Raw genomic sequence first — 21826 nt, 5'->3', positions numbered from 1 at the left:
CTCACGCAGGGCTCGAACTGATTACAGTAACTTGCTTCGGCGACGCATAAGTCTATCGAGCATAGCTGCTCAATCATCAATTTGAACCTCGACCTCGTCTTCAACCTCCGCTTCGACCTCGACCTCGACCTGCGTTTGTAGTTCAATTACAGCCGTTCTCAAAGGATCATAGATCGCGATTTCCTGTCCCATGATCTCGAAGCTCACCGCCAATGCGTAGCGAGCTGCTGAATCTGGATCGTGACTCCAACCGGGGTGGCCTACCACTGCGATACAGAATTGGTCAGGTAACGAGTTCGATTTGACGACCGCCCAATCCTTCTGGACCGTCCCACAATTCCTTTTTGTGTCGCGGATCAAGCCCCAATCGGACTTCTCATTCAGCGTCCACGGAAGCGCGGAGCCGGGAAGGGGTTCATCCTCATTGTCGTCCTCTCGTAGCGCCCGCACACGAAAATCATTCAGGCCCTCGCCCAGATTACTGCTTTTCCAATCCACCCAGGTTGAGAGGTATCGACGTAGATTGCGACGGGTGCGGCGCGGTTGTGCCACGTAGGACAGGGTCACCTCAATCCTGATATCAAATTCGTCGGCTTGGCCGCGCAACTCAGGCGGGATAGGAACTTGATAAATGTGGCACTCCCTGGCTCGAACCGTCTTTTCACCACTGGTGATGAATGTTGTCCGAAAATCGGTGTTAACGGTTGCGCCAGTTTCATCAGGGACGCCGTATCCAATCCAGCGGATGATCTCTGACACTTGTTGAAGCAATTGTTGCCGTCGCTGTGGGTTACGGCGACAATCAGGGTGGCGAAGCTCCACCAGAAGCGCATCGGCCCAAGCAGGCCAGCGTGCAGACTGAACGATCAGGGCACGGTAGAGCAGTGCTGGTTCCTCGGGTAGGACATGCTGGAGCATGGCAGCAATGCGGGCAACCTTGGGAGCAGCGAATGACGTACCGACATCGTCACGATCAAATGGCGGTCCCGGTGGAAACATAGTTGAACGAACCAACTCGGGACAACCTGCCGGGATCAGGCCGCCGCCTTGTACGTCTGCTGGGACGTTAGCGGTGCGCAAATCATCGCCCGCATATTCGACGACCTCTGGCTTGATGACACCCCAGATACCAAACCCTGATCGTGAGAAAGCTGACGGATGCCCACGTTCCGAAGCAAAAGTACGCCAAGCTCCGTCTTGCAAAGAGCCATAAGCGACTGAACCCACCGTAATTGCCTGGAGGCTTTGAGCAGGGTTGGCGACGCGGGATGATGGTTCAAGGAGATAGGCCGGATAATCTCGCCCTGCGGCCAAATGATCAGCTACTCCCGGCTGAGGCATAGGCCCTGATGATGTAAGGTTCCCCGCGCTCTGGACGAACAGAACATCGTGGGTAAAACATAGCCAGTCAATTTCCGCAGCCCATGCAGACATATATCTGGTGCGGCAATAGCTGTTCGCATTGATCGAGTGATTGAAAATGCGCGTGTGGCGCGGTCCCAGATGAAACCGCTCCACGGCGGCGCGGACGGCTTTTGGGGGAAATAGCTCGACAGGCATCATGTTGTTTTCGTCCAACACGCGAGCATTCTGAATCCAAAAGGGCAGTTGCGGGGTACCTTCTTTCGCTACGACTTCGCCGTACAGAATTGCGCCTGCGACCCGTGTGCCGTGGCCCCCAGGAGCTACGAAGTCCCCTACGTCGTCAACGTTCTTGCCCGGCAGGAAGCAGCGCGAGGATGTCTGTTCGATAGCGGGCTGAATAAGAACGTGTCCTTCCTGTATGCCGCTATCTATCACGCAGACAGCCGGGGCATCGGCCTCAGGGGCAGTAGGTGTTGCAAGGTTTCCCGGAAGCGGAACTGCCTCTGCCGCTCTTTGCGGCAAAGCGATGTCCTCCGGCTCAACCACTTCGAAGATGTAAGCGTAATTGAGGATGAAGTCTCTGAGGCCCCTGCCGACGATTCTGAAGCGAACTGTAAAGCTATCCGGCAGCACGGCAGAATCGAACGGAGCACCATCTATCAGGTGCAAAATCTCAGCCCCATAGGAGCGCGCAAATTCCTCGATCTCAGTTTCGCGCAACTCCTTGATGCTGTCCCATGCGTTATAAGCATCGGTTCTGGCTTGGGACCACACTAGCTCTTTACGCGCCCAAGTTGCATCTGTGTCGCGCTTGCCTTTTTTCGGAAGCTTGGGAATCTGAGAAACGCCTGTGCATGCAATCCCGATATCGACAATGTAGAGCTGGTCATCGGCAATTTGGGGCCATTCCGTGAGCAGTCTTTCAGAAAGGATGCGACTGAGGCGATCTGTCTGTTGCGGATCGTCTAGCAGACGATGAACCTCAGCAATTTTCGCCGATCCGCGAACCTGCACGGCGAAGGCTCTCACCATTGCTAGAAACGGTGCGACCTCAATGTCCTCCGACGCGACAATTACGTATCCTTCTTCCTGTTCAGCTACGATCTCAAATGAAAATTTTTCGCGCAAAACGTCCAATTCGAGGCTTGGGTCAACCTGAAGCAAGATAGGTACGCCACCAGGGATAATCGGGAGTTCTTGTTCTTCCCTGAGCGCTTTGCGTTGTTGCCAGCCAGCACTCCAAGACTGCGCAGAAGCCAACAAAGCATTGCTGTGCGCGGCTCTGGCTGCATTGTTTGCTCTCGTTTGCGGCGACGGCTTACCAAAACCTTGGAGACGTGCTCGTCCACGGAAACGAAGGAGTAATGGAAGGTGCTCGAAATTATGCGTGCCGGGCATCCGTTATGCCTCGCGCTCTGGGGCATCGCTTCTCCGGAGTTCTGCCACCGCTAAGTGCAGGTCTGCTTCAGTGATGCCTTTTTTCCCGCTTAGTACTGCAGCTTTGGCCGCATCTTGAGCCGCCTTCACAACCATCGCCGCTGAAACGCCGGATAATTGATCGACGATCCGATCCCAATTGATTAACTCGATGACTCGCACGGCGGATAGCGTCATCTGGAGTAACTTACGAATTTCATCGGGCCCGGGGAGGGGTACAAGGAAAACGTCGTCAAAGCGCCGGAAGATTGCAGGATCAAGGGACGATTCCACGTTTGTCGTCGCCACAAGCAGACCTGGCGCGTCGTAGTCCTCCATCAACTGCAATAACGAATTGACGATACGAGATGCTTCGCCAATATCCCGACCGTTGTTTCGCGAGCGAGCGATAAAATCGCACTCATCGAGCAAGAGGACGCAGGGGCGTTCTTTCGCGGCGACAAAGATAGATCGGAGATTTGAGGCCGACTCTCCAAAGTACGACGAAATGAGGGCGTCGAAACGAACCTTCATGAGTGGAAGGCCGGTCTTCCACGCGAGCCGCTTGGCTCCAAGCGATTTGCCGCATCCCGGAGGTCCGTAGAGCAAAATCGTTCTTCTGGGGCGCAACCCATAGGTTCCCAAGCGATCCCGAGCGGCAAACTCACACTCAATGCGAGAGAAACGTTCCTCTGCTCCTGGAGGAAGCACCATGTGGTGCTCTAAAGTTTCTGCTGGTAAAAGTGAGGCAAGGGACTCCCCCTGTCTCCGACTGAGCGGGAGTTCCTTCAAGTTGCGGTCGGCGTCAATTGGGGTGGCGTGTCCGTTTCCAATTCCGCGCGACTTCGTTTGCTTAAGAATAGCTTCGAGCTGATCCGCCAGTTTATTGTGGCCTGTCTGTCTCTCCGCTTGGACGATCTTGGTTGCGAGACGATCAAGGTCGTTTTGCGAACCATCGGCAATCGCACGAACTACTCGCTTTAGAATGTTCGCGTTCATGTCGTCCCTCCTCCCAACACCTGATTATCTTCTGGGTACATGATCACTGTCTCGCTTCCGTTGGGGCCGCGTGCGTCACGGGCAGTACCTTCGATGGTTCTGGTGCCAACACGTAGCGCCATCCATCTCGCAAACGTTCGGACCGGATTTCGTAACCACGCTCCCGCAATGCTGTGACGTCGCGGGAAACAGTTGGAATTGAGACGCCGATCTCATCGGCAATCATCGGGGAAGAAAACTGGCCGGAGCTGATCAAACGCAGCACAGATTGCAAACGTCGCTCAATGTCGAGTGACCGCTGATACGGCATCTTGAAGTTCTCCCAAGCCCTTCCGCCTTGTCTATCGTCTGATGATAGACATGTCAATTGACCTGCGCCAGTTAGCATCGGCGACTGCCCGTGGAAAAGGCGACATCAATTGCGTGAGCGCCCATTTTTAACGACTTGTCTGCCAAAGACACCCTTTTCGGGGAAAATTGATTCATCTCGTTACTTCATCAGGTAGTCCAAGCGCTTCGCGCACCCATGCCATAGCGGTGCAAATATCTCCCCATTCTTCGTCATAGGCCGCGTCGAGGCCCTCGGGAATAGAGGTCTCCCGGTGTGACTGAAGAGCGTTCCAGATAATTTCCAGCCACGTTTCAGGGTCGTGGGCATGTAGGGTGTTCATGATTGCATCTTTCGTTTGAGTGACCCCCACGGCGGGGGCGAGAGAGGGCACGTCTGCCGCCGCAACTGAGCGCGGCTGTCATAGCTTTTTGGGGGGACCGCCTCTTCAACGGGGGAACCAAAACAGCGTCATTGACAGCAAGCGGCGGCGGCTAAAGTGCCTTCGTCCCGTCCGTGCTTTGGTCACGGGAAGAGGGACCCTTTTCGGGACACTCTATACCGCTTAGACTGAAGACGTTATGCGAGAAATTTCTGTTGCTCTCAATGCCTCGGTCGAAGACACCTTCGATATGTTCCCGCCGCCGTTCCGCATTTTGGTCGAAGAAGTACGGCGTCAGAAGCTCGCAGGCGAAAGGCGACTGCCTTCTGCGGTGCTGATAGATCGGTCATCTTTGTTGACATCCTCAGTCAGAGGGAAGCTCCTGGATGCGGTCGCCGCCTTAGTCGACGAAAACTGCACAGGGCGGGGGGATATGTGCCTTCAGTTCGCCGCGTTGCTCAACAAGGCCCAAGTACACCTGGAATTTCCATCGCGGGCTGTGTTAGGAACGGCAATCTACTATGACACGCAGGGCAAAGAGATTTTTCGATGGGAACATGCATGGGTGCGTATCGGGAATGAAGTTATTGACGGCAATGTCGATTCAACATCGGAGAACCCTCGGGTGCCCAGCGCTGTATCTGTTGCTCCATACTGGGGACCGGTCACAGAAACACCTAGAGATCGCCAGCTCAAGGAACATCACGGTATGCAATTGGCTCCAGATGTAGATGTAGAGGAGACATGGTGGCCAGACCTGAGAGGCTGGATTGATCGGGAAATGCTGAGTTAAGGGCAGGCGGCTAAGGAAAGCAAACGTATGATGAAGGCTTTGGAGCTAGACAGTTAATTAGCGCCGCGATAAAGGACGGAGAACGTGGGGGGAAGGAAACATGAAAACCTGGTCCATTCTTAGTGTCGTATTCGCACTGGCCGCAGCGTTCTTTTGGGGTTGGTCGGCGATAGTGAACGTGCCACTGCTTCAGTCGGGCTACGGAACACTTGTGACCGTCATGAAAGATGGTTCTACCGTAATCGGCGAAGCACCTTTCTATGCGGCGTTAGCAGAAATTTCACGCCTAAATGCCGTGGCTGCGGGGTGCGCTTTCCTTTCAGCTTGCACTCAAGCCGTGACGCTGTTGGCACGCAAATAGCTGCTACAGACGTTGGCAAAACCAATTAGAGATGTTGTTGTCTAGCATTAAAAATGTCCTCTTCTCCCCAAAATAGAAATGTCCCGTATCAGGACCACTGTAAAGAATAATGGCCGGCAGGCCGAAGCAACCCATTGAGCGAAGGCCTGTCCGGCCATTGGTTGGGATAGGCCGACCTTTAGCCCTCTCAATGCTACGCCGCCTGCTTGTCCTGGTGTTCCTGGACATCCATAGCCTTGAGATTCTTTTGGCTATTGTAGCGACGGCGGTTTAACAGCATACGTTTGCGGTCGGCGTTAAGGTTGCGCCGTTCCATTAAGAGCAGCTCGCGCTCCCACAACAGGTCCGGCGACGCAATTGGGTTGGATGGATCGAAACCAACCGGAAGGCGCGAAGAACGGTCCACAACACGCTTGCTGGGTGTTGTGTCGCGTTCGATCGATAAGAACGCAACGTTTTGAGTAGCCTTCTTGATGGCGTTCTTTTGAGCACGGCGCTTCTTGCGAAGGGCAGAGATCGACTCTGAAGGGCGACTGAAGATGCTATCGTTCTGATCGAGTCGTCGCGGCCCATGCTGGCTACGATGCGCTCCGTTTCTCTCCTGACCTTGTTTGATCACCGCGAGCGCCGCACCCAGTCGTTTATTATCGACAACCGCACCCTGCGTCACTTGCCGAAGTGTGTCGAACTTGCTGTAAGAGAGGGGACGGCCATTGTAAGTAATGACCAAGCGACCATCCGGATAATCGCTGACGGTTACGCGCTTGCGAGCCAACTCACGGGTGAAATCATTGGGTTCCAGCAAGAAGACGACTTTGTCATATTGCAAGGTGAGACTGCCTGAGACAGTTCGTTCCTCGCGCCAGGCGAAGGCTTCGCGAATGTTCTCTTCAGATCTTATCGGACGATGCAGATCCTTTGGGTTGGCTGCATCCTTGGCGAAGCGCTTGTTATAGTCCTCCATAAACTCGGGCAAAAATTGGTTTGCCTCATCCATCGTTGAAAGTTGTCGAAGCCTTAACTCTTTGACCAAGCGATCCTGAAGTGTCCTGTTGGCTCGTTCAACCCGGCCTTTGGCTTGAGGTGTATTGGCGCAGATAATATCGATGTTCAGGTCGTGTAGCACCCGGCCAAACTGGGTCATTCCGTTACCGCTGAGTGCTCCTTTTCTCGTCAGCCGGAATACGCTGTGCTTGTCGCTATAGAAAGCAATGGGTTTGCCATGGCGCTCTAAATACTCAGCCGTAGCGGCGAAATAAGAAAAAGCAGATTCAGATTGCACGAACTTCAGTTGCATCAACCTGCTGGTGGCATCGTCGATATAAACCAGAAGCGTGCATTGCGGACCACGATCCTCAAACCACCAGTGTTCCGAGCCGTCGATTTGAACGAGTTCGCCATAGCACTCACGGCGACTCCTTGGCTGATGAACGGGCTTGCGACGCGCTTTTCGATCAACCCAAAGCCCTTCTTCCTTCATCCAGGACCTCACGGTCTCAGCGCTGAGAGAAATCCTGTGCCGTTCGCTTAGCTTTTGAGAAGCAAAAGTAGGACCAAAATCCGAATAATTAGCTCTGAGTAGGGCGACTACTTGTTGTTTGAAATCAATGGGCATCTTTCTGTTGCTCGGCTTCCCTCGGTGAAGGGAGACGAGGCCCGCGGGCCCAAGCTCGACAAATCTCCACCGCAACCTTCTAACTTGACGCGCCGTTAGCCCGAGGAGCTCTGCCGCGTGCCTGAGGGTTATATTTGTTGCGATCAAATCCTGAATGACTCGCAGCCTCGTCAGTTCGTCCGCGCTCATAGTAATAAATCCCATATCCGTTGCCCCTTTGATTTTGGTTCAAAGAGGACACTTCTAAATTGGAGAATGGGGACATTTCTATCTTGGATTCATAGATTTCAGTCGCATAATTTATCTTATGACAAGTAATCTCGTATTTGTCCTTGTAATTCTGTGCTAATGTCACGAGTCGTGATAGACATGTTATGTTAAATCGCTGACTCGCGTTGGCGTGCCGGAGCCACCTCTAGCTCTTGCCAATCGACCTGGTGCGAGGGCATTCGTTGCCGCTGAATACCCAGCACGCCACACCCAGGTGGCTTAGTTCGAATTGATGTCGGGCCGCCTCCTATACGAACCCCGGCGCAAGGACAAGACGGAATGCACCGCGACCTTCGCTATCAGCTACGGACAATGGGATCGCCGTCCGGATCGACATCAAGGAATTGCGCTGCTACGTCTTCCGATGCGACTTTCCACGTCTTTCTGTAACACTTTCGAAAGCGACACGTATGACTTCACTCGCCAAAGAACTCCGCCCTTAAGTCCTCTGTCAGAGCGTGAGGCTGGATTGCCCGGCCAATATAGTCAACAGGTTGCCCCAAAGAACCGCCTAACGGTTCAGCAATCGCGGGCACTCGGCTGTGTGATTGGGTGTTTCCAACTCTGTAGATCGCGCCCGGAAAAGGCAATGGCGCCAGGGGAGTACCTTTTCTGTCGAAATATCTGCGAGTGAATCGGTGACTCGCAAGTACGCGAGTAATAAAAAACTCCGAGGCCTCATCAAGCGAGGGGGGAAGCTTATAAAGATCAGCTCGGACGATATGCGATGAGCCGCAAAGCGCCGAGAAGTCGGGATGAGAAAAGAGGAAACGGCTGCCTTCGCTCCATACATAGCCATCGCGTATAACCCAACCGTTGCTGTTCGAATTGTGCGCAACGAACGAAGTCAATTTCCGGCTAACAAAATCATCATCGTCTACAATCATGAAATGTCCGACATCACCAGCATGTAACATCCCAGCGAGAACACGCCTTCCCTTACTGAGCCGAAAAGCCCTCCAAAACTTCCCTTTCCTCACTTTCTCTAAGTTATCTTTTTCATGTAGGGCGTTCGGTGCAAAATCAACCCACTTAACTTCGACTCCCCGCGGCAAGGGTGGAAGATCAGCCCCATGATTGGCGACGATCACGGCTTTCCAGCCTTCACCTTCCTGGGCCGCGACGGAGCGCACTGTCTGCGTCAATATTTCTTTGACGCGACGCCAATCACGCGCGTTGTCCTGATGGCGAACGGGGATGATAAAGGCAAGTACACTTTTCATTTACGCTCAGATACGCGAATTATTGACAAATATCATTCCGGTCGCAGCCATGTATACCGCGTTGTCGCGTTCAGCGAGCTTTCGAATCCTTGCCGTGTCCTCCTCAAGAAGCGTGCAGCCAACACGCTCCATATGCGTTCTGTCCCGGAACAGCGTGCGTCATCAGAACAAACTTGCCCGTTAAAAGGGAGGCCAGCAGGCTATCAATGTATTTCTCTTCTATATGCTCTACGACTTCCTGGCAGTGCACCAGATCAACACGGGTATGGACAGGTCCATTTACAAGATCGTGCATTATTGCCGGATAGAGGGACAATCTTATGTTGTCTGACAAACCCTCGACCGCAACAACTTTTAGACCCTTCCGGCAAAAATAATGGCTGGCATTGCCGCAGCCGCTACCAAGATCCAACACGGAATCGATGCCAAATCTTGAAATCACGTAATCCCAAACGGATGGACAGTAAGTATATGGATCACCGACTTTGACGTTTCCGCCGAGATGGGGGGTGTCCACGTTGATGTTTTTCACAAGGCTTTTGTAGCTCATAAACCCTCGTTCATTTGTGTGGCTCAAACACCATAACCTCTTACGACGGAGTAACTCGCGATGCAACCACAAACCCCACACGAGCGGAAGAGTTGTTTCAGCTTAAATAAAATTCCGCTCATACTATCGCCCGCGGGGCCTTAGTCTATACGAATTCTGGCGCCAGAGCGGAGGATAAGCACACAACTTGCTGTGTGCTTGAGAAGTTCTATCATGGCATATATATATAGAGAGAGAGACCCTCTACATGGTGTATGCGATGCCCCTCCACAAAGAGTTTGAATATCTTGGCGATAAAATAGAGGCAGCCTCTTTTAGAGAATCTCCTTTTACCCACTTGTACATTGAAGACTTCCTGTCGGACAAACATTTCGATCTCGTCGTCAACCAGAAGCAAATCAATATCCCGGCACAGAAAACGACGAAGGAGCTTATCGACGTGTTATCGGGCTGTGGGTGGGAGATTAAGCCGTTTCCCGGATGCACGACATCCATCGAGGAATATCTCAGTTGTTATGAAAAGAACGAATACCCCGTGGATAAGAGACGACTCGAGGGTTTCGGGCTGGCCTATAGGTTGATGCGCTTCGACGATAGCGTGATTTCGCGATTGGTGGAGTATCTTAATTCTCCGCACTTCAAGAGCGCCCTTGAGAGAAAATTCCGCATCAGCCGCCCCAACAGGATTGATACAGCCATTCACAAATATCTCTCCGGCTATGAAATAAGCCCTCACCCGGATATGAGATCCAAGTGCCTTACCTATCTGGTCAATATCAATACAGATCGGCGTTCTGAAGACATACCCATGCACACGCATTTGTTGAAGTTCAAGGACGAAAAACGTTTTATTTATGAGTTCTGGAAATATAACGAACAGTATGACACGGACTGGGTGCCGTGGGAGTGGTGTGAAACCAAAGCCGAGATTAGAAAAAACAACAGCCTGGTTATGTTCGCCCCGTCATGGAACACCCTACATGCCGTGAAGCTGCGCTATGATCATCTTTTGTTTCAAAGAACACAGTTATATGGAAACCTCTGGTATACAGACGTCCCTTTTAGACTTGACTCCGTTCTATATGATCAATTTGATTTTAAGCCTTCGAAGACGAGGGAAGACGGCATGTAATTGTCCAACGCGCACGCCACGCTTAGTGCGTTAGCAATTTATTAGTCTGTTTATTGTTATCGATGTTGCGCCTCTCCACCGCATCTACTCGGGGTGCAAACATGAAAAAGTCGATTCTTGCCGCTCTCTTGCTGATTGCGCTACCGCTCCATGCTCAGACGGTAGCTATTGGAACTTCTTCTTCAGCCGCCAATCCGCAACGTAGTGGTCAGGCGGGCACGGGGCTGTTCAGCTCGACTTCTGACGCTGTTTCGGTTTCCGCCGGCGGCATCGAAATTATGCGGGTTAACGGAAACGGAGTCGGGATCGGGACGGCATCGCCTGTCACGGAGCTAGATGTGTATTCGACTGGCCCCACAACCGGAATCAGGAACGTTGATACGCAGGCGTTGGGCACAACTTCGGGAGGAGCGTTTCTGGCGGTAGCGAGCGCGATACCCGCGGCGTCAGGTCAGCGCGTCGGCAGTTTTATCTTTGGCGCATATAATGGCACGAGTGCCTACTACCCAGCAGTCATTACCGGCTGGGCTTCGGAAGCTTGGTCAAGCACGGACGAAGGCAGCTACATCCAGTTTGAGACGACCGCAACCGGCACGAACTCCCGAACTGCGAAAATGCTCATCAATCCTTCTGGTGATGTCGGTATTGGCACGACGACACCCGTCAATCTTCTTGATGTTGATGGCGGGGTAGCGATTGGCACCAGCTATGCTGGTGCTGATACAGCGCCAATAAATGGATTGATAGTGCAGGGAGATGTCGGTATCGGAACATCGTCCCCAAATCTGCCGCTTGAAGTCACCACCAACACAACAGCGCTTCCTGCGCCCAACTTTTCTTCTCAAATCCAAATTGGAGGGCCAGACGGCTCCTTTGCTTCTGTTGATATGGATGCTTTTCAGAACTCAAGTTCTGGGGTTGGGACTGCTATTTTTGGTCGTATTTATGGCGGCACCAATGCTTCTCGGACCACGGCAAGCGGAAATATACTCGGGCTTTGCGGACAGGCTTACAATGGCACAGGTTTTCCGACCGCTAATTCTGTGTGTATCGGCGAGGCCACGGACGGAACGCAAACGACTACATCAGCTCCAACTAGCATTACCTTCGGCACGACACCAAGCGGCAGCACAACCCGCGCAGTAGTTATGGAAATCAACAATGCGGGCAATGTTGGCATCGGCACTACGGCGCCCGCCGTCTCGCTCGATCTCAGCAGCAGGACGGATGCCATATCATTACCGCCCGGCACCACAGGGCAACGTCCGGGAACGGGTGTTGCCGGTATGCTGCGCTACAACTCGACGAACGGCATACCGGAATTCTATACGAGCAGTTGGCTTCCTGTTCCCCTGACGGCTTCATCACCTATTGTCATCAATTCCTCCACGGGCAACATTACATGCCCTACATGCGGCATCAGTTCCGGTCGTACGCGTCTCATGGCGAACCAGACCTTCTATATCTCTACGACAGGTAACGACGGCAATAATTGCCTGACCGTCGGCACGGCATGCGCGACACTCAATAATGTTTGGAATCTTATAGCGAATAATTACGATCTCGCCGGGTACACGGCCACCATCCAGCTTGCCGATGGAACCTATACAAGCGGCCTTGCTGCGGAACTCCCTACTACCACGGGGCCTATCGTTATTAACGGCGACAGTACCACGCCTTCGAATGTCGTTATATCCGTTACAGGCGAGAATGCCATTACGGGCGCAGGGGCGGGCGTAAGTTTTACGATCCAGAATCTTGAAATGACGGCGTCAGGGAGCGAAAATAATGACCTGACGGCCCAGGAATCTGCTGTCATAACAATGGGGCCGGGCCTCGTGTTTGGGGCGGTGGATGCGACGAGTGGTGGGCAAATTGTTGCTCAAACGCAAGGCAGTATTATTGTTAGTGACTCCTATTCAATCGTCGGCGGCGGTGGATTTCATTATTACGCTGCTGACGGATCGCTCATAAGGGTAGTATCAACTACCATCACCGCAACGATTACCGGCACGCCTGCTTTCGGGCAGCAATTTGCTTCTTCGATACAGGCATCACAAATCATCCTGATAGGGCTTGGATATTCTGGATCAGCGACAGGCTCCCGCTATACAGCGGTCCTCAACGGGATCATAGATACCAACACGGGCAATACCAGTTATCTGCCGGGCAATGCAGCGGGCACCACGTCACTTGGCGGGCAGTATGACTAATTCCTCGCCTCCCCTGACAAATAAGGTTTCAAACTACTACTGAAAATGTACAGCGAAAATCCCGTCTAGGGCATCTCGACCGCGTCTTCCTCTTCTTCTTCCGGGTCCGATGGAAATGGCTCATGCACCGCGTCGATGGGTCGCAACAGGATATGGCCGTCAAACCCGGTGACCGGTATCAGCGGAAGATAGACTTTTAAGTCGATGCCATTATCAGCGACCGATGCTGATCCAACTTCCATCCAGTGTCCGGCTGCGCGGCGTCCCTGACGAACGACGCAATAGGCATTATGGGTTGGTGGCTTCCTGACGGTCATGGGTATTGCTCCTATCATGGTTGAAGTCGTCGGAGTAGAGGCCGTGAACGGGGCCTGTTGGGACGTGAAGGATCGCGGCGGCGTTGGTGAGCACGATATCGCAGCCAGATGCGCGGTTGTCCGATGAATGGAGTGTGCTCCGGCACTGGCGGAAATCCGGAAGCTCCGCCTGCGCTTCCATTGCGGCACTTCGCTCTCCGCAGAGGGGTCGGATGCGGATGAGTCAGCCATGCGGCAAGCTCAATGAATTTTTGCCGGATGGTCTTTAGGGAAGCCGTGACGATCCGGGCAACCATTCGGAATGATGCAGCGACCGTGAATGCTGGAACTCTGCGCCGAACCTTTTGCTCTCTTTGTGGGAAACTTTGGTCCTTGCCTCGGGGTTCCCGATACCCTCGGCTTTTATCGTTCTCGTCCGATACTCTGACGTTCTCGCTCGGCCTCACGGTCTCGTGCATCCTGCATATGCTGCTGCGCAGATTCGGCAGTCGCCCTTGAAAAGTCGATGACCTGGTCAGCTTCGGCTTCTCGCCTGTCTCTGGCCTTGCCACCTTCGTATACCTGGGCGGGCGTCAGTGTCGGTGCCGCAAGCGACTCAATCATGCCGCCTATAACGTCAAGCGCCTTGCCTAGTGATCCTATGGCTCCTGCGGCCTTCCCGATGGTCGCAACGGCTTCAGGAGCGGCGTGTTTGATAACGCTGCCCGCCGCTCTGCTGGCCTGTCTCCCTACCCTCGTTACCGATAGGGGCTTCTTGAAGTTTGTCGCGTGCTCAAATCGTATTTCTCGCCACTTGGCGGCACGTTGCTGTGCTCGTTCATCGGATGCCTTCAAAGTTGCATCTACGCCCGGCAGCCTGTCGCGATTGTCGAGGCCCTTTGTAAGTTTGTAAGCAAGGGACTGGTCGATGCTGTGAATGCGGGTCGGCTCGATCATCTGGCCGTTTCGGCGGCGTTCCAGTGGCGGCTCTACAATGATGACGATTTCACCCTCCTTGAAACGTGGTGCTCGGTTGCCGATAGCTTTGGCAAATTGGCGCTCCCGTTCGATACGATATGCCTCCTCGGTCGTCACAGCGGCGAACATGATTCCCCTCTCGTCGAGGGCAGCGGCATAGGCTTTGGCGCTATCGCTATGTGTGAACGCCTCCCAGACCCTGGCCACGGGGCCTCTCAAATTCTGCGTGCGGTCGTCGCGGGTCGCTTCACTCGCTGCCTTCTCGAAACCTTGCAACGATTGATACTGCGGCGGATCAACAGACTTATCATCTTCTTTCCTACTGCCCGCCTTGCTTCGCGTTTTTTCTGAAACCGGCTCCACGAATTCTTTTGCGACCTTCTCCTTCTCTATCGCAGCATCCATAACCGCGTCCTGCCATGCGCGGTCGTCGCGGTCTCGATCCCATATCGGCGCGGGCTTCTCCCGCAGAGACTGCTTCTCCTCTCGCGTTTCCCGGATGAGGTCGCGGAGCATTTCGAGGGTCGGCAATTCATCACGGGAAAGATCGGACAGGCGTTCTCGTATCCTGGCTGCCGTCATATCGAGAATTCGCTTTCCGAGTGCGTGAACGCCCCCTGCCCGATCTATGACGACAAAATCACGGCGGTCGCCCTGCGCTAACGTCAGACCTTCATGCTCAAGCGCTCCCTGAAAACTCATGCCGCAATCGGAACGATCCCAGCAATTGCGAATGCTGTTCCGCACCTCATGGATATCCATACCCAGCCGCCGCGCCTGCTCATCCTGTGCTTTGGTCGGTGCAAATTTGATCGGACCCTCACGGTGGCTCGTCACCGGCTCCAACACAAACTCCAGTTCAAGTTCACGGCTGAGTGTCTTGAGCCTTCGCTTGAAAAAAGGGAGGGGTCTGGCCGTCATTTTGTCCTGGTCGATCCGGCTCCACGCAACGTGCATGTGCTCGTCATCATTGTGCTCATATGTGTGGAACGCAATGGCGCGGGGCTGTCCGGCAAGCCCGAGCATTCGCTCGATCCGGTCAGCGGCGTATTCCCATTGCTGGCGAGAGAGCTTCTCGCCCTCACGGTTCCTCACCTGGACATGAAAAAACGGCTGCTGCGCCTTTGTCGCCCCGGCCATGATCTGCGCATCCCGGAATGCGGCCTTGATTGTCGTGGCGACGAAGCCGCGTAGCTGCCAAAGCTCTGCGCGTTCCCCGTCTTTACTCGTCTCCATATAGGCGGCGAGCCTTGCGCCGTTATTGTGGGTCGTCCCCTTGGCAATCATGGCCGGTCTTTGTGCCCCAGAAGCTCACGAATGGCCGCTGCCGCCGCACGGGTCTCGGCAAGAGCGGCGAAACATTCCTGCGTCGTGAGGCTCGTTCCTCTGGCGTTCAGGACATGAGCAATCTGATTCAGATTGCTGCCGACCTTGTTGAGTGCCGCTGTAGCGCGTCCCAGAGCCTCCGCATTAACCGGAGGGCTGCGACGGGCGCGGGGGCCGGGCGTTCCGAGGCCGCAAGCACGAAGGAAGCTGGGGCGGCTAAGCCCGACTTCGCGTGCACGTTCTTCAATCCGCAAGAATTCCTCATCGTCGCAGGCGACAGGAATTTTGCGGATACGGACGCGCTTCTGGCTGCCACTCCGGGTGGCAGGCTGAAGCTGCGGGTTGTCGTTTGCCGTCATGGGCACACCGCCCATACGGCAAACACAACGACCGCGAAGCGGGCCGAAGGCGCGGAAACGGGCACGGTTTCCGCTGCCGTTTGCGGCATCAAGGAGGGGATGCAACGGGGAGGAGCGAAGCACCGCCCCTTGCCAAGTTGAGCCACGGCAACGGCTGAAAGCCGCTGCCCGGTGGCGTGGCGCGTGGCACACGCGCACAACTTGCTGTTGTTCTTATCCGCATAAAACATGGCGCGACTGAATCGAAGAATCAGACGCGCTGCAAATGATTTTGCATTTCGATTGCGGAACAATCCGAGTGTGGGGGAGAGAGAAAACGCGGGCAGTAGGAAAGAAGATGGTCTCTGTTTGGGAGAGAAATTCGCCGCATACGATTGCGTGCCGGAATACGGGAAGCGAAAAAGGGGCAAGGCGCATGAAGCGCCCTGCCCCGACTGCTTAGGCTGCGTCTTCGTCGGTCTGATCTGCCTGACGATCTTTGGCCCGGAGCTTAAAGATTTCGCTATGGGCCTGGTCTGCGACCTTTGCGAGAAGCAGGAGGTCGTTCGCGTTGAAGGTGGAAGCGCTTTGCCACTTGCCCGCGTCATCCTTGAAGCTGCGTTCAAAGGTGACGGAGTAAAAGACGCCGCTCGGGTTCTGGTTCCGCCAGATGGCTGCGGTGACCGGATAGAGAGTGACTTTCGCTGCGGGTTTCTTTGTGTCTGACATGGTGTTTCCTTTCGTGTTTGGGTTGCATGATCGCAACCGATGCAAAGTTCAAAGCGCACCCAATAGGCGGGAATGTCGAAAGCGCGTAGCGGGATCGCAGGAATTTTCTGTGCGCGAGGAACCTTCGCGAATGCGAAGGGAGCACGCAGGAAAATTCCGAGAACCCACCTTTTGACAGGCACGCCGGGTGCGCCAGAATTTGCATCGATAAAGGTTGCGATTATGCGACCCGGTAAACCGAAAGATGGGAAACCCATGGCACACGGGCATACCCGGCGATGCACAACGACCATCGGGATTGGCAGGAAGCATGGCATAGTAATCTGCGGCGTCAGTCGCTTTCCGCGATCTGCCGCGCTGTGTATTCGTCGGTGATCCAGACGTTGAACATCTTCGTCTTCAGGGCAACCTTGATTGCGTTCAACATGAAGGGTCCGCCGAAGCAGACCACCTTTCTTCCGGTTGCGACCATGTGCTTGTAGAACTCGACCCCTGCGTATCGGGTTCCATGCCCGGCTGTGACAAAGAATTCCCACTTCTTCTGCCAGTTTCCCTGCGCATCGAAACAGCAATAGACCATCTCACCAACCGCGCCTTCCTGTTCAAGCTGCGCTGGAGTCACGATCTTCTCCAGGAGGCTCGTCATCGTGACGCGATTCCGGGTGATGGGATTAACCCTGCCGGGATTGACAGTGCCCATGCTGACAAAAGCAATGTCGATGCCGTCGATACGACGGATTACATCCATGAGGGTCTGGTTTGTTTCGAGCTTTGCAATCTCCTCTCGCACGGCGCGACGGCCCTCGGCTCCCGGCGCTTTGCTCACATAGGGCGAGACGGTCGCGTATTCGATGTGGCCGGGCAAATACCCGCAATGGCTCCAGAGAATGGTCGCGGCGACAACCGGATCGATATGGCTCGACCCCAGAGAGAGCCTGCCGCGCCCAACGAGCGCGGTCACATGGACGTAGACGTTTTCGCGGGTGACAGGCTGGACCGCGTTGACGAACTCCAATAGATGTTCTCCGCCACTGACCCCGATATGGATTGGCTGATCGATGGGTTGCTTCTGCAACAGTTTCTCGAAATAGTCCGCAGCCATGATCCCCCAGCGACGATGGAGTTCCGCATGTTTCTCCGGCGCTGTGACCTGATTGCCGACCGCAATTATTACCTTCTGGATGTGCGGGTACTTCGATCTGATTTTTTCTTCAAGGTCTGTCGCTATCGTTCCCTGAACCTGTATTTTGACGATGCCTCGCTTCTTCGCTTCCTCCAACAGCCATGTGACCTCACGAGTATCCGTGGTCATGGCTGTTGCAATGTCACCCTTCCGCTTCCCATTCACGTAGAACAGCGTCGCGGCCTGAATCATGTCGGCGGTTTTCGGGCGTTTCGATGGTCTGGGCACAGTGCCTCCTGTGTCCAAAAGTTTATGCCAAACCATGCGTAGTGGAAGTTATTTACGTAAATAAATCTGCATAAATGCCGCAATTGACGGATTCAAAATCACAGCTCAGGCGCAATATCTCTTCACGCAGGAGGTCATTTAATATGCAGATTTCCCAATTGTCGCTCACGGCGTTTCAGCGCATTGGCTCTCGCTTCCAAAGTCGCCATCTCGTATGGGGACCATGGACCCGGCTCGGTACGACCCGCAGCGTGAAGTATCTCTTTCAGGGCAAGAATGTCCGCTTCAAGAATGAGCTTGCGCTCCTTCATGGGACGCTTTGCCCCAGCCTCGCCCTTGCGGTAATACCTGTGATGCTCCACGGGCACGCGCTTGATGTGAAGCTTGAATCCGAACTTTGTCTGTCCCTCATTTGCCCAATTCCACAAGGTCGGTTCGGAGACACCTGTGAGGAGTTTGGACGCCTGATGAATGTTCAGGTATCTGCCGGTTTCGTCGATGTGCGGTTCGAGCTTCGCCATCCCGACACACAACGACATTTCCTGCCGCAATTCAAGGATGACGATTGGGGGCCTGACCGTGGCTTTCAGGTGCATCCGTGCGACCAGGCTGATGGTTTCTACCAATGAAAGTGAGGTCAAGAAGCGCCCTCTATGGTTAACGCCAATTCGGTTAACGCAAAACTCGAAGCCTTACGCAGACGCGAAGCCGCCCTGAAAGCGGCAATCGCGGAAGAGAAAGTCAGGCAGCAGAAGCGCAACGCAAAAGATGACGCCCGCATGTTTTTGGTCGTGGGCGAGGCACTCACCCGTCACGCCGCAAAGTCTCCCGATTTCAGACTGATGCTCAAACAGGTTCTGCAATCGGCGGAACTGCGCGACACGGACCGCACATTCCTGACAGGGAAAGGATGGTTGTGAATTTATGAAACTGCTTATGCGAAGGGTACTAAGAGCGCTCGGGCAATTCGTACAAATGGTGGCATGGGAGTGCTGGTGGTCATGGTGGTGGAGCTTCAAGAGGCTGCCCTTATCGCTCTCAATACTCGCCGTAACGCTTTACCTGCTGGCCTGCTTGGGTGAGGGAAAGCCTCAACGATTACTCAGTGTCCGGCAAGCTTACGTCGCACTCAGCCACGGTTTGAACAACGGTACGAGAAAGGATGTCCGCAATGATAGGCGAATGGATCGTCGCTGTAATTGCTCTGTTACTCCTCACTAAGGCCTGCCTGAAATGGGGCTTCACCGCTGCGATCAAATGGACCTCGCTGCTTTGTCTAGAACTGCCGGTCTTCTGGTTCGTCGGCCTGATCGTCAAAGGCTGGCTCGGGAAGATGGGCGTCAGAACTTTGTCCCCTCTGGTTTGGATCGTTCTCGGCGTGGTCTTTGTTCTTGTCCTGCGGTACATCGTGAAAAGAGCCGGATGGGGCAAGACGCTCGAAGGACTGTTCATCACAGCGCTCTGCTTCTCCACCATCGTGGCGGTTCTCTTCTGCTTCCTGTTGATGGGCGTTGTCATCCACGCGACACCGCAGGCCATGGTTTTCATTGCCGGTACGACTGCCGTGATCATGGCATTCGGTCGAACCCGGAAAAGGGGGCGATGATGGGTCGCATCTGGGAACCTCTCAAGACTATTGGCGGTGTTGTTCTTCTCGTGATGCTTGGCATCTGGCTCATAGGTTCATCGCAGGCAGGCCATCTGCTCGGTCACGGCGAATTCGCAAGGGCGCTCGATCACTTCATTTCTGGCGGTGTCCGCGTTGTGGAACAGGTCATTCACTGGCTGAGGCAAACGGGGCGGTAGGAAAAAAGGGATTTATGCACATACTGGCGATGTTTGCAGACAATTCGAGCGGTGTATGGCCATGGAACGCTCTGCCATGGTTCATAGGTGTTGCGTTCCTCGCACTTGGCCTGGTCGAAAAGATTGAAAAGTCGTCGGCGTTCAAGTTCCGGCCTCCCAACAGTCACGGCGCGGCGAAATTAGCAGGCAACGATGACCTGAAAAAGGCTGGGCTATTCGGCGGCAAAGGCGTTCCCATAGGCTATTCGCCTGACGGGAAAAGGCCCCTGCACTATCCGGGCTTCGGGCATCTTCTCACGGTCGCGGCTGCAAGGACGGGCAAGGGCGCAACGCTTCTCGTGAACGCCCTGCTTTCCTGGCGTCATTCCGCAATAATCATCGACCCCAAATGCGAGAACGCGCTCGTAACGGCAAAATTCCGTCAACGGTTGGGGAAGGTTTACATCCTCAACCCGTTCAGGATGTTTCCCGAAGAACTGAGAGGCATGATTGCCCGGTTCAATCCGCTGGATATTCTCGATGCGGCTGCACTTTCTTTTCATACCCTGTGCGACAAACTTGCAGCGGCGCTGGTATGGGATGAAGGCCACGAAGGGCAACACTGGACCACAGCGGCGCGAATACTGGTCTCCGGCATCATCGCGGCCCTGGTTCGTCATGGACTTCCCGGCAAAATCACTCTCGTGGAAGTCGCGCGGGTCATCAGCAGCGGTGATGGCTTATTCGACTTCTGCCGGAATGCGATGAAGTCCAGGGACCCTTTCATCATTACGAAGCTTCAGAGGTTCGCACTGGCTCCGGGAAGTGAACCGAGCCGCGAGATGAACGATGTCATCAGCACGGCAATTACGCAGCTCGCCTTCATCGGAAACGCCGCGATAGCCGAAAGCCTGAGCGGGTCCGATTTCCGCTTTGCCGACCTCAAGAGACAGCCTGGCACGACCGTGTTCATCTGCCTGCCGCTCTCCATGCTCGATGTCACTGACAAATACTTCAGGCTGGTGCTCGAAACCGCGCTCGCGGACCTCCTCAACGAAGGGACACGCTCATGAAAGGTAAACCCGTCCTCGTCATCGTCGATGAAATGGCCCAGCTCGGGCCGCATATGAAGATCCTGGAGAACTGCATGGGCATGGCTGCGGGCGCTGCCGGTATCCAGTTGTGGTGCGTGTTGCAGGACATTTCGCAGCTTCGCGGCATGTTCCCGAACACCTGGGAAACCTTCATTCAAAACTGTGGCGTGACGATGTGGTTTGGTGCGCGGGATCAAAGCACACGTGAGTACGTCTCGAAGCTGAGCGGAACAACCGAGGTGCTGACGCGCTCTCGATCTATCAGTATCGATCGCAACACAGGCGAGCCGAACATCAACGACAGTGCTTCGCAATATGGCAGGCCCCTCCTCCTTCCCCATGAAGTCGGCGAAATCGCTCCTGACGAAATGATCGCCTTTGTAGAGGGTCGCCTTACTGTGCGGGCAAAAAGAAAACCTTATTTCCTGCTGCCGGAATTCCGGGGCAAGTACCGCGATAACCCCTATGTCGGCAAACGCAGCGGCGGCCTCCTCAGTTGGCTTTTCAAGTAAAGGATTGGTTCGGATGACTTATGGCAACCACACAACAACCCGGAATGTTCGACGCGAAAGCCGCTGAACGCTTCGCGGCGCTGTGGGCAGGCTTCGATACTGACAACTCTTCCGAAGCCGAAGCTATGGGCAAGGGTCGCGCCCTACGCCGCATGGTATCCGATAGAAGCCTCCGGGTCATCGATGCGCTTGAACTGCCAGAAATCAAACAGGCGCTTGACGATCAATTGCAGCCCGTTCGTCTTCCGGTCCCCGCACTCGCGACGTTGCAAGCGGAAAACGATGAATTGCGAAACAAGCTGGCGGAGGTCGTGCCGGAGGTGACGCGCCTGGCAGAAGCTCTGACGCGAGAGATGGAGCTAACGGCGCGATTGAATGGCCGCCTTCAGGGATCGCATAGAGGACGAAACATCGTGGGCCCCGTCTTGTTCGGCGTCCTCGTGCTGGCTCTCATCGTTGAATCTGTTAGCGGCATGATCGGACGTATCGGCGGCGCATGGCATCACGCCAACCCTGCGAATTATGGTCCGGCAAGTGCGAGATACGATCCTTTCAACGATCCCACATTCAAACCTCCTCCCGCCTACGTCCCTCCCGATAAGTTTGCTGAAGAAGTCCGGCGTGCTTGGAAACCGGAAGTGCAGCCTCTCTCGAAGCGGAAGAAGAAGTCGCAAGAACCTTAGTCGTCTTTTTAGCCCGTGTTTGAAAGG

At 54.5% G+C, this 21826-nt stretch carries 22 protein-coding genes and 1 pseudogene; 10 read left to right on the top strand and 13 right to left on the bottom strand.

Features of this window, described 5'->3' with window-relative positions; translation table 11 throughout:
- Positions 1-69 precede the first annotated feature (69 nt).
- The 4 genes from XX99_RS20570 to XX99_RS20560 form a co-directional block, all read right to left on the bottom strand.
- The gene (locus XX99_RS20570) at positions 70-2763 is read right to left on the bottom strand and encodes a S8 family peptidase (RefSeq protein ID WP_184085236.1); all 2694 of its coding nucleotides are present in this window, start codon (positions 2761-2763) and stop codon (positions 70-72) included.
- A 3-nt stretch (positions 2764-2766) separates the two neighbouring features.
- Entirely contained in the window at positions 2767-3780 is a 1014-nt protein-coding gene (locus XX99_RS20565) for an AAA family ATPase (RefSeq protein WP_050061293.1), read from the bottom strand.
- 43 nt (positions 3781-3823) lie between these two features.
- Positions 3824-4090 carry an HTH domain-containing protein gene (locus XX99_RS26865; RefSeq protein ID WP_184085239.1) on the bottom strand — a complete coding sequence of 89 codons (267 nt, stop codon included), beginning with the start codon at positions 4088-4090 and terminating at the stop codon, positions 3824-3826.
- A 172-nt stretch (positions 4091-4262) separates the two neighbouring features.
- Positions 4263-4451, bottom strand: a complete 189-nt coding sequence (locus XX99_RS20560; protein ID WP_050061292.1) for a hypothetical protein — start codon at positions 4449-4451, stop codon at positions 4263-4265.
- A 238-nt stretch (positions 4452-4689) separates the two neighbouring features.
- Here XX99_RS20560 and XX99_RS20555 point away from each other — a divergent pair, with 238 nt between their 5' ends.
- Both XX99_RS20555 and XX99_RS20550 read left to right on the top strand, forming a co-directional pair.
- Complete coding sequence (locus XX99_RS20555) at positions 4690-5283, top strand: hypothetical protein (RefSeq protein ID WP_050061291.1); 594 nt, start codon at positions 4690-4692, stop codon at positions 5281-5283.
- Positions 5284-5383: 100 nt separating this feature from the next.
- Entirely contained in the window at positions 5384-5644 is a 261-nt protein-coding gene (locus XX99_RS20550) for a hypothetical protein (RefSeq protein WP_050061290.1), read from the top strand.
- A 544-nt stretch (positions 5645-6188) separates the two neighbouring features.
- On the opposite strand, the pseudogene XX99_RS20545 reads toward XX99_RS20550, so the two are convergent.
- From XX99_RS20545 to XX99_RS20535, 3 genes and pseudogenes are all read right to left on the bottom strand, one after another.
- Positions 6189-7463: pseudogene (locus XX99_RS20545) on the bottom strand (ISNCY family transposase); the annotation flags it as partial.
- Positions 7464-7945: 482 nt separating this feature from the next.
- Positions 7946-8752 (bottom strand): hypothetical protein, encoded by an 807-nt coding sequence (locus XX99_RS20540; protein ID WP_050061289.1) that lies wholly within the window; start codon positions 8750-8752, stop codon positions 7946-7948.
- 103 nt (positions 8753-8855) lie between these two features.
- The gene (locus XX99_RS20535; protein ID WP_050061288.1) at positions 8856-9302 is read right to left on the bottom strand and encodes a class I SAM-dependent methyltransferase; all 447 of its coding nucleotides are present in this window, start codon (positions 9300-9302) and stop codon (positions 8856-8858) included.
- A gap of 247 nt (positions 9303-9549) precedes the next feature.
- Here XX99_RS20535 and XX99_RS20530 point away from each other — a divergent pair, with 247 nt between their 5' ends.
- Both XX99_RS20530 and XX99_RS20525 read left to right on the top strand, forming a co-directional pair.
- On the top strand, positions 9550-10434 hold the full coding sequence (locus XX99_RS20530) for a hypothetical protein (protein WP_050061287.1): 885 nt from the start codon (positions 9550-9552) through the stop codon (positions 10432-10434).
- A 101-nt stretch (positions 10435-10535) separates the two neighbouring features.
- Entirely contained in the window at positions 10536-12647 is a 2112-nt protein-coding gene (locus XX99_RS20525; protein ID WP_050061286.1) for a hypothetical protein, read from the top strand.
- 65 nt (positions 12648-12712) lie between these two features.
- Here XX99_RS20525 and XX99_RS27410 read toward each other — a convergent pair whose 3' ends face one another.
- From XX99_RS27410 to XX99_RS20495, 6 genes are all read right to left on the bottom strand, one after another.
- Positions 12713-12964, bottom strand: coding sequence for a hypothetical protein (locus XX99_RS27410; RefSeq protein WP_156186114.1), 252 nt, complete (start codon positions 12962-12964; stop codon positions 12713-12715).
- Positions 12965-13366: 402 nt separating this feature from the next.
- The gene (locus XX99_RS20515) at positions 13367-15208 is read right to left on the bottom strand and encodes a relaxase/mobilization nuclease domain-containing protein (protein ID WP_050061284.1); all 1842 of its coding nucleotides are present in this window, start codon (positions 15206-15208) and stop codon (positions 13367-13369) included.
- Complete coding sequence (locus XX99_RS20510) at positions 15205-15606, bottom strand: plasmid mobilization protein (RefSeq protein WP_050061283.1); 402 nt, start codon at positions 15604-15606, stop codon at positions 15205-15207. Before XX99_RS20510 ends, XX99_RS20515 begins: the two co-directional genes overlap by 4 nt.
- A 438-nt stretch (positions 15607-16044) precedes the next feature.
- Complete coding sequence (locus XX99_RS20505; RefSeq protein ID WP_050061282.1) at positions 16045-16314, bottom strand: hypothetical protein; 270 nt, start codon at positions 16312-16314, stop codon at positions 16045-16047.
- A 331-nt stretch (positions 16315-16645) separates the two neighbouring features.
- A complete protein-coding gene (locus tag XX99_RS20500; protein ID WP_184085242.1) occupies positions 16646-17725 on the bottom strand; it encodes a sugar-binding domain-containing protein in 1080 nt (359 codons plus the stop codon).
- Between the two features lie 134 nt (positions 17726-17859).
- Complete coding sequence (locus tag XX99_RS20495; RefSeq protein ID WP_156186112.1) at positions 17860-18366, bottom strand: MerR family transcriptional regulator; 507 nt, start codon at positions 18364-18366, stop codon at positions 17860-17862.
- A gap of 12 nt (positions 18367-18378) precedes the next feature.
- Between XX99_RS20495 and XX99_RS20490 the strand changes: the two genes are divergently transcribed.
- The 6 genes from XX99_RS20490 (at position 18379) to XX99_RS20465 (ending at position 21799) form a co-directional block, all read left to right on the top strand.
- Entirely contained in the window at positions 18379-18645 is a 267-nt protein-coding gene (locus XX99_RS20490; protein WP_050061279.1) for a hypothetical protein, read from the top strand.
- 242 nt (positions 18646-18887) lie between these two features.
- Positions 18888-19331, top strand: a complete 444-nt coding sequence (locus XX99_RS20485; protein ID WP_050061278.1) for a hypothetical protein — start codon at positions 18888-18890, stop codon at positions 19329-19331.
- Entirely contained in the window at positions 19328-19531 is a 204-nt protein-coding gene (locus tag XX99_RS20480) for a hypothetical protein (RefSeq protein ID WP_050061277.1), read from the top strand. Before XX99_RS20485 ends, XX99_RS20480 begins: the two co-directional genes overlap by 4 nt.
- A 14-nt stretch (positions 19532-19545) precedes the next feature.
- Positions 19546-20583 carry a type IV secretory system conjugative DNA transfer family protein gene (locus XX99_RS28425; RefSeq protein WP_050061276.1) on the top strand — a complete coding sequence of 346 codons (1038 nt, stop codon included), beginning with the start codon at positions 19546-19548 and terminating at the stop codon, positions 20581-20583.
- Positions 20580-21116 (top strand): type IV secretory system conjugative DNA transfer family protein, encoded by a 537-nt coding sequence (locus tag XX99_RS28420; RefSeq protein ID WP_050061275.1) that lies wholly within the window; start codon positions 20580-20582, stop codon positions 21114-21116. Before XX99_RS28425 ends, XX99_RS28420 begins: the two co-directional genes overlap by 4 nt.
- A gap of 20 nt (positions 21117-21136) precedes the next feature.
- Positions 21137-21799, top strand: coding sequence for a hypothetical protein (locus tag XX99_RS20465; RefSeq protein ID WP_156186111.1), 663 nt, complete (start codon positions 21137-21139; stop codon positions 21797-21799).
- Positions 21800-21826 lie beyond the last annotated feature (27 nt).

Origin of the sequence: Silvibacterium bohemicum (genome assembly GCF_001006305.1) — a bacterium.
Lineage (GTDB): Bacteria > Acidobacteriota > Terriglobia > Terriglobales > Acidobacteriaceae > Silvibacterium > Silvibacterium bohemicum.
The sequence above is the reverse complement of the archived record's forward strand: the minus strand, read 5'-3'. Positions and strand labels throughout refer to the sequence as shown.

What these genes read in the sequence shown, in the direction of transcription:
- XX99_RS20570 (WP_184085236.1), bottom strand. Translation starts at nt 2,763, where the DNA reads ATGCCCGGCACGCATAATTTCGAGCACCTTCCATTACTCCTTCGTTTC.
- XX99_RS20565 (WP_050061293.1), bottom strand. Translation starts at nt 3,780, where the DNA reads ATGAACGCGAACATTCTAAAGCGAGTAGTTCGTGCGATTGCCGATGGT.
- XX99_RS26865 (WP_184085239.1), bottom strand. Translation starts at nt 4,090, where the DNA reads ATGCCGTATCAGCGGTCACTCGACATTGAGCGACGTTTGCAATCTGTG.
- XX99_RS20560 (WP_050061292.1), bottom strand. Translation starts at nt 4,451, where the DNA reads ATGAACACCCTACATGCCCACGACCCTGAAACGTGGCTGGAAATTATC.
- XX99_RS20555 (WP_050061291.1), top strand. Translation starts at nt 4,690, where the DNA reads ATGCGAGAAATTTCTGTTGCTCTCAATGCCTCGGTCGAAGACACCTTC.
- XX99_RS20550 (WP_050061290.1), top strand. Translation starts at nt 5,384, where the DNA reads ATGAAAACCTGGTCCATTCTTAGTGTCGTATTCGCACTGGCCGCAGCG.
- XX99_RS20540 (WP_050061289.1), bottom strand. Translation starts at nt 8,752, where the DNA reads ATGAAAAGTGTACTTGCCTTTATCATCCCCGTTCGCCATCAGGACAAC.
- XX99_RS20535 (WP_050061288.1), bottom strand. Translation starts at nt 9,302, where the DNA reads ATGAGCTACAAAAGCCTTGTGAAAAACATCAACGTGGACACCCCCCAT.
- XX99_RS20530 (WP_050061287.1), top strand. Translation starts at nt 9,550, where the DNA reads ATGGTGTATGCGATGCCCCTCCACAAAGAGTTTGAATATCTTGGCGAT.
- XX99_RS20525 (WP_050061286.1), top strand. Translation starts at nt 10,536, where the DNA reads ATGAAAAAGTCGATTCTTGCCGCTCTCTTGCTGATTGCGCTACCGCTC.
- XX99_RS27410 (WP_156186114.1), bottom strand. Translation starts at nt 12,964, where the DNA reads ATGACCGTCAGGAAGCCACCAACCCATAATGCCTATTGCGTCGTTCGT.
- XX99_RS20515 (WP_050061284.1), bottom strand. Translation starts at nt 15,208, where the DNA reads ATGATTGCCAAGGGGACGACCCACAATAACGGCGCAAGGCTCGCCGCC.
- XX99_RS20510 (WP_050061283.1), bottom strand. Translation starts at nt 15,606, where the DNA reads ATGACGGCAAACGACAACCCGCAGCTTCAGCCTGCCACCCGGAGTGGC.
- XX99_RS20505 (WP_050061282.1), bottom strand. Translation starts at nt 16,314, where the DNA reads ATGTCAGACACAAAGAAACCCGCAGCGAAAGTCACTCTCTATCCGGTC.
- XX99_RS20490 (WP_050061279.1), top strand. Translation starts at nt 18,379, where the DNA reads ATGGTTAACGCCAATTCGGTTAACGCAAAACTCGAAGCCTTACGCAGA.
- XX99_RS20485 (WP_050061278.1), top strand. Translation starts at nt 18,888, where the DNA reads ATGTCCGCAATGATAGGCGAATGGATCGTCGCTGTAATTGCTCTGTTA.
- XX99_RS20480 (WP_050061277.1), top strand. Translation starts at nt 19,328, where the DNA reads ATGATGGGTCGCATCTGGGAACCTCTCAAGACTATTGGCGGTGTTGTT.
- XX99_RS28425 (WP_050061276.1), top strand. Translation starts at nt 19,546, where the DNA reads ATGCACATACTGGCGATGTTTGCAGACAATTCGAGCGGTGTATGGCCA.
- XX99_RS28420 (WP_050061275.1), top strand. Translation starts at nt 20,580, where the DNA reads ATGAAAGGTAAACCCGTCCTCGTCATCGTCGATGAAATGGCCCAGCTC.
- XX99_RS20465 (WP_156186111.1), top strand. Translation starts at nt 21,137, where the DNA reads ATGGCAACCACACAACAACCCGGAATGTTCGACGCGAAAGCCGCTGAA.